Source organism: Rosistilla oblonga (assembly GCF_007751715.1).
Classification (GTDB): Bacteria; Planctomycetota; Planctomycetia; order Pirellulales; family Pirellulaceae; genus Rosistilla; species Rosistilla oblonga.
Genome location: NZ_CP036292.1, coordinates 3,589,941 through 3,605,420 on the forward strand (window position 1 = coordinate 3,589,941; position 15,480 = coordinate 3,605,420).

Below are 15,480 nucleotides of genomic sequence, written 5' to 3' on the forward strand. Positions count from 1 at the left end.
TGACACCACCGGCATTGGATGTGACGCCCTCCGGGCTGGCCGCGTTGCTGCGCGGTTTGCAGTTTTAGGGGGAGACGCGGCGGAGCGAATTCTTGGTACGATAGCGGCTTTGACGACTTTGGTTTGATGCCAGGATGCGCTGTATGGAATCGCCGCAAGCTCTGCCTCGTTGGGCGTTGGATCTCGCTCGCTTTTTGCCGCTGAAGAGCCAGTTTTTGCTGAGCGGTAATGTGCGCGACCGCTACCCCTGGGCGGTCGCCGACGATCGCTACGCGCCGCTGCCGCTGACAAGCTTTCTGGCGGAGTTGTTGCGCAGCCGTGGCATCGCACATGTGTTGGCCTTCGATCCGCTGAACGGTTTCTCCGTTCCTCTGGTCAGCGGAATCGACATCGCGGCGGAACAGCAGTTCTTCAGCGATCGATTCGACCTGCGTTGGAACGACAACCTCGGCTCGCCTGCCAGCGTCGCACGGTTCTTCGAACTGTTTCCCGACTTCGTGCGCAGCGAACCCGAACCGATCGCGGTGCTCGCCGATTTTTCGTCCCGTTATCTGGTGCGCCCCGACTTACAGACCGACGACGAACACCATTGGTTCACCGCCTCGTTGATCCTCAGTTTAGACGTCGCCGCGCGACCCTGCGGTCCCGATGCGAGCACGCTCTTTAATCCAATCGTTTGGATCGCCGATCAGGAAGGCGACCTACCGCCATGGTTTGTCGTCGGCAATCCGCGTCTGCGTCCGATCGCGTTGCCCGTCCCCGATCGGACGACGCGAGGGCTGATCGCAAAGAGTCTGATTCCCGGAATCCCCGGCGCGCGTCAGGCGAGCGAGGAACAGATCGCAGCGGCGGAGCGATCGTTGGTCGAACAGACTCACGGATTGATGCTGTTGGATATGATTTCGATCACCGAACTGTGCCGCAACGAAGAGGTCCCGATCGATCGCCTGGACGATGGCGTGCGTCGTTTCAAACTGGGCGTGACCGAAAATCCTTGGGCCAAGCTGGATCGCGAAAAGATTGCAAGCGCCGACAGCTTTGTCGCACGGCGGTTGAAGGGGCAGGATCACGCGGTCACCAAGATGCTGGACATCATCAAGCGATCGGTGATCGGACTCTCCGGAAACGAAGGCCGATCGGGACGTCCCCGCGGCGTCGCGTTTCTGGCTGGGCCGACCGGAACCGGAAAGACTGAACTGGCGAAGACCGTGACGGAACTGTTGTTCGGCGACGAGAGTGCCTACATCCGCTTTGACATGAGCGAATTTGCGGCGGAACATTCCGACCAACGCTTGATCGGCGCGCCTCCGGGCTACGTCGGCTATGACACCGGCGGGGAACTGACCAATGCAATTCGCGAGAAACCATTCAGCGTGGTGTTGTTCGACGAGATCGAAAAAGCCCACCCGCGGATCCTGGACAAATTCCTGCAAGTCCTCGATGACGGCGTCCTGACATCGGGCCGTGGCGAACGCGTCTACTTCTCCGAAGCGTTCTTGATCTTCACTTCGAACCTCGGCTTGTATCGGATCGATGAACGGGGCAAACGTGTCCCCAACGCAACACCTGCCGACGACCTGCCATCGATGCAAGCGAAGGTGCGAGCGGAGATTGATCGTTTCTTCAAGTTAGAGATCGGTCGTCCGGAAATCTTGAATCGGATCGGCGAAAACATCGTTGTCTTCGACTTCATCCGAGACGATGTCGTGGCGGAGATCTTCGACATGATGTTGGCAGGAATTTGCAGGCAGGTCGAAACCGCGACGGGGCGGCCGATCGATGTCGAAGATTCTGCACGGCGGTCGCTGCAGGAGCTTTGTCTCGCCGACCTTTCCAACGGCGGCCGCGGCGTCCGCAATCAATTGGAAGCCCATTTCATCAACCCGCTGGCGCGCGCGTTGTTCGACGCTCCCGATTCGCCAGCGATCATCGTTCGGCGGATCGATCACCGCGATGGTTTGACAACGGTGGAGCTGGCGTGACGCAATCGATTTCGATCAACCGAATTCATTACCCGATCCATTCATTGGGATTTGGCGCCCGCGTGGGCGTCTGGTTTCAAGGCTGCCAGATTCAGTGCCCAGGATGTATCAGCCGCGATACTTGGGAGTCGGGGACCAACGCAATCCAGCTGGATGAACTGACGCAAACCCTGCTCCCGTGGACGGCCGCCGCCGATGGGCTGACAATTTCCGGTGGTGAACCTTTTGACCAGCCCGACGCCGTCGCGGCGTTGGTGAAATGGTGGCGTACAAAAAACAAGGGCGACGTGTTGCTCTTCTCCGGCTATTCGGCGGAGTTGTTGTGGGATCGGTATCCCGCAATCGTGGCGCAACTGGATGTGTTGATCAGCGAACCCTACGACGCCAAGCAACCGCAGACCCAACCGCTGCGTGGATCGGACAATCAGCGTATGCATTTGCTGACGCCGACCGCGGCGCAGCGGTATGCAAACCTGGACGAAGCCCCAACGCTCGATCTCTGTTTCGATGACGATACGGTTTGGATTGCGGGAATTCCCAAACCCAACGCGATGGCTGAAATTCGTCGACGTCTGACCGCGATGGGCTTTGCTGCGGGGACATCGGATCAACTGTTGGATGGTGTGCGCGGATGAGTTTGGTCAAGATCTGCCCTAAATGCGGCCACCCCAATGACCTCGCCGAGATGTATTGCAGTGGCGAGGGAACGACTGGAAACGGCTGCGGGTTTAGTGTCGCCACGATTGCTGCGACAGTTCCCAATTCGGCAGGCACCACGCATGAAGGCCCAGACGAAGATCAGCCCCAAGCTGACGACCGCCGCTGTGTAAACGGACACGCGATGTTCCCGGACGACCTGGTTTGCATCGAGTGCGGTGGCGACGTGGCGACCGAAACCGCCGAGCAACAGCCCGCGGACGACGCGTCGCTCATATTCGGCGCTCGATATCGGGTCGTACAGACGCTTGAACAGGAAGATGCTACAGCGGATCGGTATCTTGTCGAATCGACTGTCGGTAACGAGGCAACGGATCGCAAAGAGCTTCTGCTGTGCAAGCATTACCCGCTGGGAGTCGATCGCGACGAAGAAGTCCAGTCGATCCTACGGTCGCTGAATTCGCCCCGTTGCTTGCGGTTGATCGATGTTGGTGATCGAGATCACCGCAGCTTTGAAGTCTACGAATCCTGTCCTCAGGAAACGCTTGTCGACCTCGCGATCGAAAGCCCTTTCGACGAAACGTTTTGCCGCGACTTGGTCGATCAAATTTCGACGGCGTTGAACGATCTGCATGATACAGGCTTACTGCATCGCGACTTACATCCGGAAAACATCGGGGTGCGAACTTCGGATCCGATCGATCTCGTCGTATCGAACTATAACGCCGCTGCGGTTGCGGAACTGGAAATCCACGTCGCTCCCAATCCACGTCGCTCCCAATCCACGGACGTCGCACTACACGGCACCGGAACGTTTTGCGGGGATCAGTACGTTTGCATCGGATTGGTGGAGCCTTGGAGTGCTCCTGCTTGAACGGCTCACCGGCGGCAACTTGTTCGAAGAGATCGATTCACGTGCGTTCCAATTATTGATCCTCACGCGCCCCGTTCCGATTCCCGAAGAGCTCGACGACAGCTGGCAGACGTTATTGAAGGGCCTTTTAACGCGCGACCATTCGCGTCGCTGGGGGCACGAGCAGGTGGCGGCTTGGCTGGCAGGTGAAACGGATCTGCAGCACTACTTCGAAAGCGATCTCGACGCCGACGATCAGGGCGCTGCGATTCGCTTGGGTGACGAGGACTACCGATCCCCAACGCGATACGCTTTGGCCGCCGCATTGCCAGAACACTGGCAAGACGCTGTCGCTCAATTGGCCAGTGGTGAACTGGGGACTTGGTTGACAGAGGGGAAGTTGGACGATCGCGCCGGGGAAAACTGGGATGCAATTATCGAAGACCACTCGCTCGCCAACGACCAACAACTGATGTTGGCCTTGTTGGTGATGAACGATCAACTGCCGCTCTGTTTCGACGGCGCGATCGTCTCGCCAGCATCGTTCGCCGCGACGGCGGTTCGCAGTCTCGCTTGGCTGCGGGGTTCGATTGCGTCGCACTTAATGCGGCTCAGCCGCGAATTGTGGTTCGTCGACGTTACCGAGCGTCGCGAAGCGGCCGAACGTCTGATTCAAAAGCGTGAGATCCCAATCGATTCGGCGAGGTTCGATGCCTTGTCGTTGGTCGTCGATCGTGAAACGCTCCTGCAACAGTGGACTCGCCGGCAGGCTGATTGGCCCGAATCACGGCACCCTGCGCTGGCTCATCTGCTGTCGAAGCATTCGTTAAGCGAAGCGGAGCTGTTGGTCTTGCTAGCCGCTCCGCTGACGGAGTTCCGATCGGCGGACGACTTGTTGGATGAAGCCGAACGCGAAGCCAACGCCGCCGGCATCGAAACGTTTTGGGATCGCGAAGCGGCGCGGCAAGGATTGCAACAAGGACGCCGCGAAGTTTTCGAAACCCTCAGCGATCGCTTGTCCGACTTCGTTCGCTGCGGGGTCGCCACCGCCGATCAGTGGGCCGACACGTTTCGGTTTGAACATCGGATCTCATTGGCCCGAGCCGTGGCGCTGTTGTGCGTTCCGGTCGAGCAATGGCAAAAGCCGGAGGGGGGCGAACATTGGCGGTTGCTGATGGACTTCTTCCGCCGCAAGGTGTTGTCGAGCGTCCAACGCGGTCCTTTGATGTCGCTGAGGATTAGCAAAAATTCAGCACGGATCGATGTCGCTCAATTGGGGAGCGGAGCGATTCCGGCCGATTCGCTGATCGACGCGATCATCGGTAACGATGGCAACCCATCGCGCGTCGACCCGAGCGTGTTGGCGGGCGATCCCATTCTGCAACGGCGGCTGCGTCGATTGCGGAACAACTGTGAAAACTATCAACGCGATACCGGGATCTCGTCGCTGCACCTCGGTTTTCCCTTCCTGGTCCGCCGCGATGTCGATGCAGGGCAAAGTCGCCCACGTTTTGTTCCATTGTTGCTGTGGCCGGTGAAGTTGGACTATGCCGAAGGGCAGAACACGTCGCTACGCATCGCTGCCGATCGCGAACAAGAACGCGTTCGATTGAATCCAGCCTACGGCGTTTTGCTGACTCAAGAAAAGAAGCAACGTTTTGCCGATGCGCTGCTTGAAATTCAGAGTCGCGATTCGATCACGGGGGAACAGTTGATCGAGGTTCTGCAGCCGCTGTTTGCCGACGCACACGAGCAGGTCCTTGCCGAGTCGGCGCCGCTGCCAGCCGAGCCTTCGTTGCCGGAGGACGTTCATTGCCGCCTCGTCGCCAGCGGCGTGATCTTCCAATGCGACTTTGCCGGACAGGAACTAGCCGACGAATTGGACAAGCTCCAAAACCTTCCATTTGATGCGTCACCGGCGGCGACGCTGCTGCGATTGGACCGCGCGGAGGATGTTGAACCAGCTCCCATCCCTCCGACCGAGCAACGGTTTCTGGTCACCGAAGCCGACCCGTCACAGGAGGCTGCGGTCTTTGCAGCCCGCAATCCGCCGGGGCTTCTGATCCAAGGACCGCCTGGAACGGGCAAGAGTCAGACGATCGTGAACATCGTTGCCGACGCGGTTGCTCGCGGGCAAACCGTCCTGGTTGTCTGCCAAAAGCAAGCGGCGTTAGAGGTGGTCGGGCATCGCTTGGAATCGTCGGGGCTAGGCGATCGAACGGTTTTAATTGGGGATCCGTCGCGCGACCGGAAACCTTTTCTCGCAAGATTGCGGGCGGAATTGGCGGAGCTGCGTGGGCAATTGGGACGCGAGTCGGCGGCTGCGAGACATCGGACGCAGGCGGCAGAAGTTGGCCGATTGGAGGCGGAACTCGATCGCATCCACGAAGCGATGATGCATCCTGTGCTGCAGAGCGGTTTGACCTACGAACAGGTCATCGCGGATTTAATCGAACATGGCAATCAGCCCAAGACGGTTTCGGTGCCAACGCTCCGTCCCCTGTTGCAACCGCTGGCGATTGCATCGGTAAAAGCGATCGGACAACAGATCGAATCGATCGCCCCGCTTTGGTTAGCCGCACGTTATGAAAACAGCAGCCTGCATGCCCTAAAAAGATTCTCCGCTGACCGGGAGACCATCGTTGCGGTGAAGCATGCATTGGATGCTTTCATCCAGTGCGAAGGGATACGGCACGAAGAGCTGGAAGCAACGACGCGCGTCGTCGACATCAACCAGTTCGACATGCGTGCGATGGAAGGCTGGCTATCGGAGCATCAAACGGCTATCGAGGCGACATCCGAACCGACGTTGGCGACGACGGGGAAATGGGTGGAGCTGTTTGAAAGTGGAGTCGCCGACGCAGAGCTCCATCGATTGACCGGACTCGCCGCAGACGCTCAATCCAACCTGGCTCCCGAGCGCGAGCTGCGTTTGCGTACGAAGCTCGCGCCGTTAGCCGACGCCGAAATCGACGCATTGCACCACGACAGTCGAAAGGTCGCGCGTTGGCAGCGTTCTTGGCTGCGAAAGATTTGGCCCCCCTATCACGGCGCCGTATCGCGGATTGCGCAGTTCTGCGGATCCGACGCAGCCCAAGTTGGCGAAGAGATCGCCGCGATCGGCGATGCGCTGCAATACGAAGCGGCGGCACGCGCGGGCTGCCGCGGATACGAACAGGCCCGCATGCGGTTGCAGTTGGGAGCTCCCGTGGTGAATCTCTCTTCGCAGCAGCTTGCCGACAAGGTTCGGTCTCTTATGACAAGCTTGCAGGATGCTAAAGCACTTATCGATCGGGGGAACAACTGTCCCTGTCGCGATCATTACCATTTAGCCCTCCGAGCAGGAACCTCGTTGGCGATTCGTGAATTCTTAATTGCCGCGAGCCAAGGCGTTCGATTGGATCGATTGCGGAATGAGAGTCTCGAAACGCTGCAACCATTAGAAGCATGGTTCGAGACGGCGTGGGTCGATCGCGTAACGGGGTTGCTGCGATTGGGAGAACCGACAAACCAGTCGACCGATGGAATCGTTGCCGCTTGGGATTCGTTAGCAGCATTCCAAACGTTGCGCTTGCGCGCCGATTCGATCCCCCAACTCGAACTGTCGGTCTTGGCGGCGATGGCCTCCAAGCGAGAGATTTGGGAATCGCTGCCACCAGAATCGGCTGGAGATTTGATGCGGCAAACGGTGGAGCGCGAGGCGTTGCTGGCGTGGCGTGCCAATGCGGAGGAACAATGGCCGTGGTTGTTGATCGGTCGCGAAGAGTTTGAAAGCAAAGTGGAACAGCTGCGAGACGGTTGCAAAGCGTTGGGCGACTCAGTCCGTCGGCTGGTGCCTCAGCTGCCCGCGGTCGACAAGATCGCCCGACGCAACCGCTGGGACGACATCCTGATGTTCACCGGGCCGCGCGCGAAGAAGCTGCGTGAAACCGTCGACATGGGACGGGAATTTGGGCTGTATCAAATGCGGCCGATCTGGCTGGCCAATCCCGATACCGTATCGCGGATCTTTCCGCTGCAGCAGGGATTGTTTGACGTGGTGGTGTTCGACGAAGCGTCTCAATTGCCGGTCGAATACGCGCTGCCAGCGATCTACCGCGGCAAGACGATCGTCGTGAGCGGTGATGAAAAGCAATTGCCGCCCGCGAAATTTTTTGCCGCTGCGTTTGACGATGAGGATGAAACGCCGACCGACTTGGAGGGAGAGGAGTTGGAGGATGCGATTGAGAGCCAAGGGAAACGCCGCGAGGTGAAAGATTGCGGCGATCTGTTGGAGCTCGCCTCGCCGGTCTTCCCCAAGGTGATGCTGAACGTTCATTATCGATCGAAGTACCGCCAGCTGATCGATTTCTCCAATGCGGCCTATTACGAAAACGGCTTGAGCGTTCCGGTGCTGCATCCGCCTGAGAAGGTGGCGGAGCTGAAGCCGATCGAGTTCGTCGAAGTCGACGGAGTGTATGAGAACCAATCGAACGAGATCGAAGCGGATCGGGTCGTCGAATCGATCCGAGCCCTATGGGCGTCGATGCCGATCGAGGCAACACCAACCATCGGCGTGGTGACTTTCAACTTGAAGCAGGCCGAGCTGATCGAAGACAAACTGGAGCTGTTGGCCGAACAGGACGAAGCGTTTCGGCAAGCGTTGATGCAACAGCGGAATCGCGTGCACGACGGCGAGCGTTGCGGTTTCTTTGTCAAGAACGTCGAAAGCGTGCAGGGAGACGAACGGGACTGGATGATCTTTTCGACGACGTTTGGCAACAACGCCCAGGGGAGCTTCCGACGCAATTTTGGCGTGCTCGGGCAACGAGGAGGCGAACGGCGGTTGAACGTCGCGACGACCCGAGCGAAACATCGGATGGTGATCTATTCGTCGATGCCACTCGAACGAATCAGCGACACACGTCAAAGTCTGGTCGCGCCGCAAACACCTCGCGATTATCTGCAAGCCTATTTGATGTACGCCAAAGCGGTTTCCGATGCTCGCTTCGAAGATGCCACTCGGATTCTAGGGGCCTTCGGCCCGCGGAGGTCGACGCGGTCGCTGACCGATGCGCACGCGGACTCCTTCGTGATCGAAGTGCGAACGTTTTTGGAGTCCGAAGGATATGTCGTGGAAAGCCCTCGGGCGAACGACGCGTTTCGATTCGACCTTGCGATCCGCCGCCCCAAGGATGGCATGTTTGCAATCGCGATCGAATGCGATTCGCCACGCCATCCCGATTTGAAATACGCGCGGCACCGCGAGTTGTGGCGCCGAGATGTGCTCAAGGCAACAGTCCCCACGATCTACCGGGTTTGGTCGCGGATGTGGTTGGTCGATGAAACGACGGAGCGAAAACGATTACTCGAAGCTGTTAAGAGGGCGGTAGGCAAAACATGAGTGGTCCCAAAGTTGTCGATGTTCGGGCGATCCGAGCCGCTCAAGAACGCGAGTTTCGGAAGCTGCGATATCGCATCGAAAAACAGTTTCGCAAGATCCAAACGATGCTTGAAGCTACCGAGGATGAGCCCCTTCAGCGGGTCTTCGGTTCGTTGACCAATGCGCTGGCGCGCCTTGACGCCGACCGGCAAGCGACCGCATTGCCGCGATCCCTGGATGCGATACTCGATCAAGCAAACGCAACGTTGGAATGCGCGGTGCAATTGAAATCGAAGCTCGAAGAAAAACGTATCGCCTCGGTTGCGGAGCGGCTTGGTCGGCAGCGTTCGATCGCCACCGCAATCGCGGCGACGGTCTTGCGGCTCGACGCAGCGAACCTCGCAACGATGAAAGCGGATCTGCTGGCCAAGCCGGACGAGGTCCAATTGCAGATCGCATTGGACGCGTTGGCGATGGAAGCGCAGCGGCGAGCTGACGCCGATTTGCAAGGCGTCACTCATTCGTTGGCGGGGTCACAGGGAACGATCTCCGTTAACGATTGGCTGGCCGATCGACCGGCTGAAAAATCGTCGGCGGACGAACGGTTGGAACAACTTGCGGCGAAGGTCTCCGTGCTCGATGGTCTTGGCGATGCTTCGCAATGGCTGACGCGGATCGCGGAAGTTCGTCAAATCGACGACGCGGCGCGACAGCGATTGCAGACCGATTCGTTGATCATCCAATTGGGCGAAGAACTCGATCGGCGGCGCGCGTTGGAACGCCGAGCCGAACTTCTCGACGGGTTGGAAGCGGAACTGGCAGCGTTCGACGCCGACGCGGATTTGCTGCGGCAACGGATCGAGCGTGCTTGCGGAGACGAAACTGCGGACATCGCCGAACTGCAAGCCGAAGTCGCCGCGTGGACCGAAGCGGAAGCAAAGCGAATCGATCGGGATGCAAGTCGCGCGGCGATCCTTTCGGTACTGCAATCGATGGGATACGACGTGCGCGAATCGATGGCGACCGGCTGGGCCGAAGATGGCAAGGTCGTCGTCCAGGCTCCGGGCAGCCAAGACTATGCCGTCGAGCTGAGCACGGTCGCTGGAGATCGTTTAAAGACACAGCTCGTTCGTTTCGGCGAACCAGGTTCCAGCAACGCCATGCAGCAGCAACGCGATGTTGAAATGGAAACCACGTGGTGCAAGTCGCATGCGGAAGTCATGGGTGAGCTGGACCGGCGGGGTTTGGAAACGAAGGTCCTCACCGCCCGTCCGATCGGATCGACGCCAATCGCCGTCATCCCCAAGACGGATGAACGGCGATCGCAAATCGAAACGACGGTCAAGAAACAGGAACGACAGCAACACCGTTAGCAGATCGGAGAAACCGATCCGGTTGGAGTAAAGCCTTTAGGCGACTGATGCTGGATAAAAATCGGCTGAAGCCTCGACTCCAGCGCGTTCGTGGCGTCGAGCCTTTAGTAGGTGAAGCATGCGGCACGTCCACACGCGCCCTCTAGAACTCACCGACCACTCCGCCACCGCACCGGGTTCCCAACGCGTTGGAAGCATGGTCATCCGGTCGGCACACATCGCGGCGGAACGTCGCTTCGCGTTGGCGAGGATTCACTAACGGTTGGTCCAATGATCCGTATGAACGATGCATGCCGGTGCTGGCAAGCTGACTCAAACGTTCTTACAACGCTTCGAGAACTTCGGCGGCCGAAGAACGACCACGATGTGTTTCGCTGATCTTAACGAACTGGATCTTGCCCGCTTCATCGAGGACCAGCGTCGTTGGATAGGCTGTCTCGCGTGGCGCGTCCCAACGCAGACCGTAAGCGTTTGTGAAGGTGTAACCTGGATCTAAGAGGAAGGTGAGCGGAGCGGGGAGCTTGGTTCCCTGCAGGAATTCGTCAGCGCGTTGATCCAGCTGCGACTTCGGGCCCGGATAGATCAGCAACACCTTGGTCTTCTTGGCGGCGAACTTGCTTGCGTTCTTTACAAAGTCACCTACCTGTGCCGAACAGGCGGGGCACTGCGAACCGGGGAAGCCCCGCAAAACCACGACAACGACCTTTCCATCGGCATTGACGTCGCTCAATTTGACTTTGCCGGAGAGTTCTCCGCCGACCGACTGCAATTGAAAGTCCTTGGCGGTTTGCCCGATGGCCAACGCATTTTTGGCGGCCTGCACGGGGGCGGGCGATTCGGCCTGCACGCTAGCAGGGATCGAAACCGCGATAAGAGACAACACACATAATGCATTCAACTGTTGCAAGATTCGCATGAACTTCACACCTCGTTCATTTTGAGTAGGGGATGGCAAGTCGCGGGCTGCCGCTGCTTGCCGGTGACGTATACTGGTCATAGATTGTGACTGTGCGGGTCGACAATGTGAAGCCAACTCGCTTCAAGACATGAAGAAATCAAGCACCTGTCGCCGCCTGGCGGTCACGGGAATTGACAGTTGGCAACTCGCGTTGACGGCCGTTCGCTTAACCCCGCCCGAATCACACCCACCGAAGCCGATTGAGTCGCGTCACCGAAGACCCCGCACATGGCTGAGATGCCACCGCGGAAGGTGGCGGTCTGCTCAATCAATATCAACGTAAACGCCTTGAAGCAACTATTGACGCATAATATCTCACTAGTAAGCTATTGACAGATACACGTCCTTGCAATCAGTGAAAAGATCGCATGAAGCTGCAGGAAGAACTCCATCGCCCGGTCCCGTTTATTTCGCTTCAGCAAGAGGCGTTGCTGAATCTGTTGCGCATCGGCGACCAGTTGGAAGTTCGACTGTCTCGTTACTTTCGCGAGCACGGGCTGACGCTATCGCGGTTCAACGTGTTGCGGAGTCTGTTGTTGGCCGACCGGCCGTTGACGTGCGGCGAGATTGGCGAGCGGATGATCCAAGTCGTTCCGGCGATTACTTCGCTTGTCGATCACCTGGAAAACCAAGGTCTGGTGCAGCGAGAGCGATGTGACGAAGATCGCCGCGTGGTGCATGTGCGAATCACCAAGGCGGGCCGAAAGCTGGCCGACACAGCGATGAAACCACTCAAGGGCATGGAGACGGATCTGTTTGCCAAACTGAATTCGACGGAACTGAAGAGCCTAATTGGGCTAGCGGAAAAGGTCAGGGAATCGTTTGTCGAATACGACAAATTGCCCTCTTAAATCAAAATATTCGGGGAATTGGAGACAACGTGTCTAAATCGTTGACGAATCGGGAATTGCGACTCTTTCGGAGTTTCGCTCCCGCACGCCACCCAATGCCGCTGCAAGTGGCGTTTCTGTTGATGCTGACCGCGGTTCTGGTCACCGGTTGTAAAAAGCAGCCCGCGGGCAAACCTCCTGCGATGGTGCAAACCGTCACCGTGGCATCACCGATCACGAAACAGATCGTCGAATGGGATGCGTACACCGGCCGTTTGGAAGCTGTCGATTTCGTCGAGATCCGAGCCCGTGTTGGCGGGTATCTTCAGTCGATCTATTTCGATGAAGGGCAAGTCGTCCAAGCGGGCGATCTGTTGTTCACGATCGACCCGCGTCCCTTCCAGGCTGAACTGAATGCGGCCAAGGCGCGGCTGCGACAATCGCAATCGCAACTGAAGCAGACCGAAGCGATGATCAACGAGGCGAAGGCTCGCGCGTTGCAATCCGAAGCCAAGTTGGAGCTTGCCAGTTTGCGGTATAAGCGAACGCAAGCGTTGACGCGGCAGAGCGCCGCGTCGCAAGAAGAGTTGGACGAACGCGAAGCCGAATTCTTGCAAGCCAAAGCGGACATCGAGGGAGTCCAGGCAGGGATCAGTTCGGCCGAAGCGGCTCACGCGACAGCCGAAGCGGCGATCGAAGTCGCGCAGGCCGGCGTGGAGACTGCGGAGTTGAATTTGCAGTACACGCAAATCACGGCTCCTGTTACCGGGCGGATCAGTCGCCAGTACGTGACCGAAGGGAACTTGATCGCCGGCGGATCGTCGACCTCATCGCTGTTGACCACGATCACCTCGATGAACCCGATCTACTGTGTCTTCGACGCAAACGAACAAGACGTTCTGAAGTATTCGCGATTGGCAAAATCGGGCGAACGCGAAAGTTCGCGGGTCGCCAAAAATCCGGTCTTCTTGGGGCTGGTCGATGAAAACGGATTCCCGCATCACGGACATATGGACTTTGTCGACAACCGCTTCGATCCCAACACGGCCAGTATGCGTGCACGTTGCGTCTTCCCCAACGAAGACAATCTGTTGTTGCCCGGTATGTTCGGCCGGATTCGCATCCCCGGCAGCGCGGCGAAACAAGCGGTTTTGATTCCCGATTCCGCGATTGGTACCGATCAATCGACGCAATATGTCTACGTGGTTGACGGCGACATGATTAAACGGCGAGCAATTAAGACAGGTCCGATCGTCGACGGGTTGCGAGTGATCCGCGAAGGATTGGTTGGCGATGAAACGTTGGTGATCGAAGGCCTGCTGCAAGCACGCCCCGATCTCAAGGTGAAAACTGTCGAAGGGACGATCGAAGTCGTCGAGGACGGGTTGCCCGACGATTACGAACCGGTACCTGCGGATCAATGGATCTCGCCGAAGCCCGACGAACTACCTGTGGCGATCGCTTCTGGTGAGGTGTCCTCATGAAATTCCCTCACTTCTTTATCGAACGACCGATCTTTGCGGCAGTGCTGTCGTTTTTGATCGTGTTGGTGGGTGGGATCACCTACCTGACGCTACCCGTCTCCCAGTACCCAAGCGTCGCCCCGCCGACGGTTTTGGTCCGAGCGACCTATCCCGGTGCGACGCCGCAAGTGATCGCCGATACCGTGGCGACGCCGATCGAGCAGGAAATGAACGGCGTCGACGACATGTTGTACATGGAATCGTCGTCCAGTTCCGACGGCACGATGCAGCTGACGGTGACGTTCAAACTGGGCACCGATGTCGATGACGCTCAGGTTCTTGTCCAGAACCGCGTCTCGATCGCTGAAACGCGTTTGCCCGAACAGGTTCGCCAGATCGGAATCACGACGCAGAAACAGATTCCCGACATGTTGATGGTCGTTCACTTGAACTCACCCGACAACAGTCGCGATCAGTTGTACATCAGTAACTTTGCCTTCCTCCGGATTCGCGACGCGCTGATGCGGCTGGACGGAGTCGGTGAGATCCGTATCGCGGGCGGCAACGAATACGCGATGCGGGTTTGGCTGGACATCGAGAAGATGACCCACGTCGATCTGACAGCTGGCGACGTCGTGGCGGCGATTCGCGGTCAAAACGTGCAAGTCGCAGCGGGCGTGATCGGCCAGCCGCCAAACGACGACACCGGCGATTTCCAGTTGAACGTGACGACCCAAGGGCGGTTGATCGAGACCGAAGAGTTCGGCGACATCATCGTCAAGCGAGGCGACAACGGCCGGGTCACGCGGTTGCGCGACGTGGCGCGGATCGAACTGGGAGCCCAAGACTATTCGCGGCGCAGCTATCTGGATGGAAAGCCTGCCGTCGCGGTCTTGATCTATCAACGCCCAGGTACCAACGCTGTCGATACCGCCAAAGAAGTTAAACGCGTGATGGCGGAGATGGGCCAAGATTTCCCTGAGGGAATGGGATATGAGATCGCTTACAACCCAACCGATTATGTCGAGGAGTCGATCAACGAGGTTTTCGAAACGCTGTTGATCACCACCGTATTTGTTGTCTTCACGGTCTTTCTGTTCCTGCACGGCTGGCGTCCGACGATCATTCCTGTGATCGCGATTCCGATCTCTTTGATCGGAACGTTTGCCGTGATGCAGTTCATCGGCGTTACGCTCAACACGTTGTCGCTGTTCGGATTGGTGTTGGCGATCGGTATTGTTGTCGACGACGCGATCGTGGTGGTCGAAAACGTGGAACGTTTGATCGCTGAAGGGATGACGCCGCGAGAAGCGACGCACAAGGCGATGGACGAGGTCGGTTCGGCTCTGATCGCAACGACCCTTGTTTTGATCGCGGTCTTTGTGCCGACGGTCTTCGTGCCAGGAATCAGCGGCCAGTTCTATCAGCAGTTTGCCCTAACGATTTCGATCTCCACGGCGATTTCAACCTTTGTCTCGCTGACGCTCAGCCCCGCGTTGTGCGCGCTTTTGTTGCGTCCCAAAGGTGAGGAAAAGCATGGGCTTTCGAAATTGGGACACGTTACGTTCGGTTGGTTCGCTCGCTTGTTCAATCGAACGTTTGATATCACCAGCAACGCCTACGCCGCCGTGATCGGTCGGCTTGTGAAAAAGAGTGGCTTTGCCGTTGTGCTGTATCTCGTTCTGTTGGTCTGTACCGGGCTCAGTTTTGGCTTGGTGCCGACTGGCTTTATTCCGGATCAGGATCAAGGCTATGTGATCGTCAGCATCCGCTTGCCCGATGGTGCGTCGTTGTCGCGGACCGATGAAGTGGTCAAGCGCGTTGCCGAAATCGGAGGCAAGATCGACGGTGTCGCGCACGCCGTTGGTATCGCGGGACTCTCGGGAGCGACCTTTACGATCAGTCCCAACGCGGCGGTGACCTTCCTGCCACTTGAAGACGCGAAGGAACGGGCGGCGCGAGGGAAATGGCACTCATTTTCACATTCCAGTAACATTTCCCT

The 15,480-nt window shown here is 58.0% G+C and carries 8 protein-coding genes and 1 pseudogene; 8 read left to right on the forward strand and 1 reads right to left on the reverse strand.

Annotation, left to right across the window (positions count from 1 at the left end; all coding sequences use genetic code 11):
- The first annotated feature begins 143 nt into the window (after positions 1-143).
- The 5 genes from CA51_RS12805 to CA51_RS12825 are packed head-to-tail and all read left to right on the forward strand — an operon-like array spanning position 144 to position 10,227.
- On the forward strand, positions 144-1,982 hold the full coding sequence (locus CA51_RS12805) for an AAA family ATPase (protein WP_197451802.1): 1,839 nt from the start codon (positions 144-146) through the stop codon (positions 1,980-1,982).
- Complete coding sequence (locus tag CA51_RS12810; protein WP_197451803.1) at positions 1,979-2,617, forward strand: 4Fe-4S single cluster domain-containing protein; 639 nt, start codon at positions 1,979-1,981, stop codon at positions 2,615-2,617. The genes CA51_RS12805 and CA51_RS12810 overlap by 4 nt, the downstream gene beginning before the upstream one ends.
- A complete protein-coding gene (locus CA51_RS26380; RefSeq protein ID WP_145121158.1) occupies positions 2,614-3,513 on the forward strand; it encodes a protein kinase domain-containing protein in 900 nt (299 codons plus the stop codon). Before CA51_RS12810 ends, CA51_RS26380 begins: the two co-directional genes overlap by 4 nt.
- Positions 3,464-8,875 (forward strand): AAA domain-containing protein, encoded by a 5,412-nt coding sequence (locus CA51_RS12820; protein WP_261343086.1) that lies wholly within the window; start codon positions 3,464-3,466, stop codon positions 8,873-8,875. Before CA51_RS26380 ends, CA51_RS12820 begins: the two co-directional genes overlap by 50 nt.
- Complete coding sequence (locus CA51_RS12825; protein ID WP_145121162.1) at positions 8,872-10,227, forward strand: coiled-coil domain-containing protein; 1,356 nt, start codon at positions 8,872-8,874, stop codon at positions 10,225-10,227. The genes CA51_RS12820 and CA51_RS12825 overlap by 4 nt, the downstream gene beginning before the upstream one ends.
- 322 nt (positions 10,228-10,549) lie before the next feature.
- Here the strand turns inward: CA51_RS12825 and CA51_RS12830 are convergent, their stop codons facing one another.
- Positions 10,550-11,143, reverse strand: a complete 594-nt coding sequence (locus tag CA51_RS12830; protein ID WP_145121164.1) for a peroxiredoxin family protein — start codon at positions 11,141-11,143, stop codon at positions 10,550-10,552.
- 410 nt (positions 11,144-11,553) lie between these two features.
- Between CA51_RS12830 and CA51_RS12835 the strand changes: the two genes are divergently transcribed.
- The 3 genes and pseudogenes from CA51_RS12835 to CA51_RS12845 form a co-directional block, all read left to right on the forward strand.
- Complete coding sequence (locus CA51_RS12835) at positions 11,554-12,036, forward strand: MarR family winged helix-turn-helix transcriptional regulator (RefSeq protein WP_145121166.1); 483 nt, start codon at positions 11,554-11,556, stop codon at positions 12,034-12,036.
- Positions 12,037-12,131: 95 nt separating this feature from the next.
- Positions 12,132-13,499, forward strand: a complete 1,368-nt coding sequence (locus CA51_RS12840) for an efflux RND transporter periplasmic adaptor subunit (protein ID WP_145121168.1) — start codon at positions 12,132-12,134, stop codon at positions 13,497-13,499.
- Positions 13,496-15,445: pseudogene (locus CA51_RS12845) on the forward strand (efflux RND transporter permease subunit); the annotation flags it as partial. The gene CA51_RS12840 and the pseudogene CA51_RS12845, both read left to right, overlap by 4 nt.
- Positions 15,446-15,480 lie beyond the last annotated feature (35 nt).

What these genes read in the sequence shown, in the direction of transcription:
- CA51_RS12825 (WP_145121162.1), top strand. Translation starts at nt 8,872, where the DNA reads ATGAGTGGTCCCAAAGTTGTCGATGTTCGGGCGATCCGAGCCGCTCAA.
- CA51_RS26380 (WP_145121158.1), top strand. Translation starts at nt 2,614, where the DNA reads ATGAGTTTGGTCAAGATCTGCCCTAAATGCGGCCACCCCAATGACCTC.
- CA51_RS12805 (WP_197451802.1), top strand. Translation starts at nt 144, where the DNA reads ATGGAATCGCCGCAAGCTCTGCCTCGTTGGGCGTTGGATCTCGCTCGC.
- CA51_RS12835 (WP_145121166.1), top strand. Translation starts at nt 11,554, where the DNA reads ATGAAGCTGCAGGAAGAACTCCATCGCCCGGTCCCGTTTATTTCGCTT.
- CA51_RS12830 (WP_145121164.1), bottom strand. Translation starts at nt 11,143, where the DNA reads ATGCGAATCTTGCAACAGTTGAATGCATTATGTGTGTTGTCTCTTATC.
- CA51_RS12840 (WP_145121168.1), top strand. Translation starts at nt 12,132, where the DNA reads ATGCCGCTGCAAGTGGCGTTTCTGTTGATGCTGACCGCGGTTCTGGTC.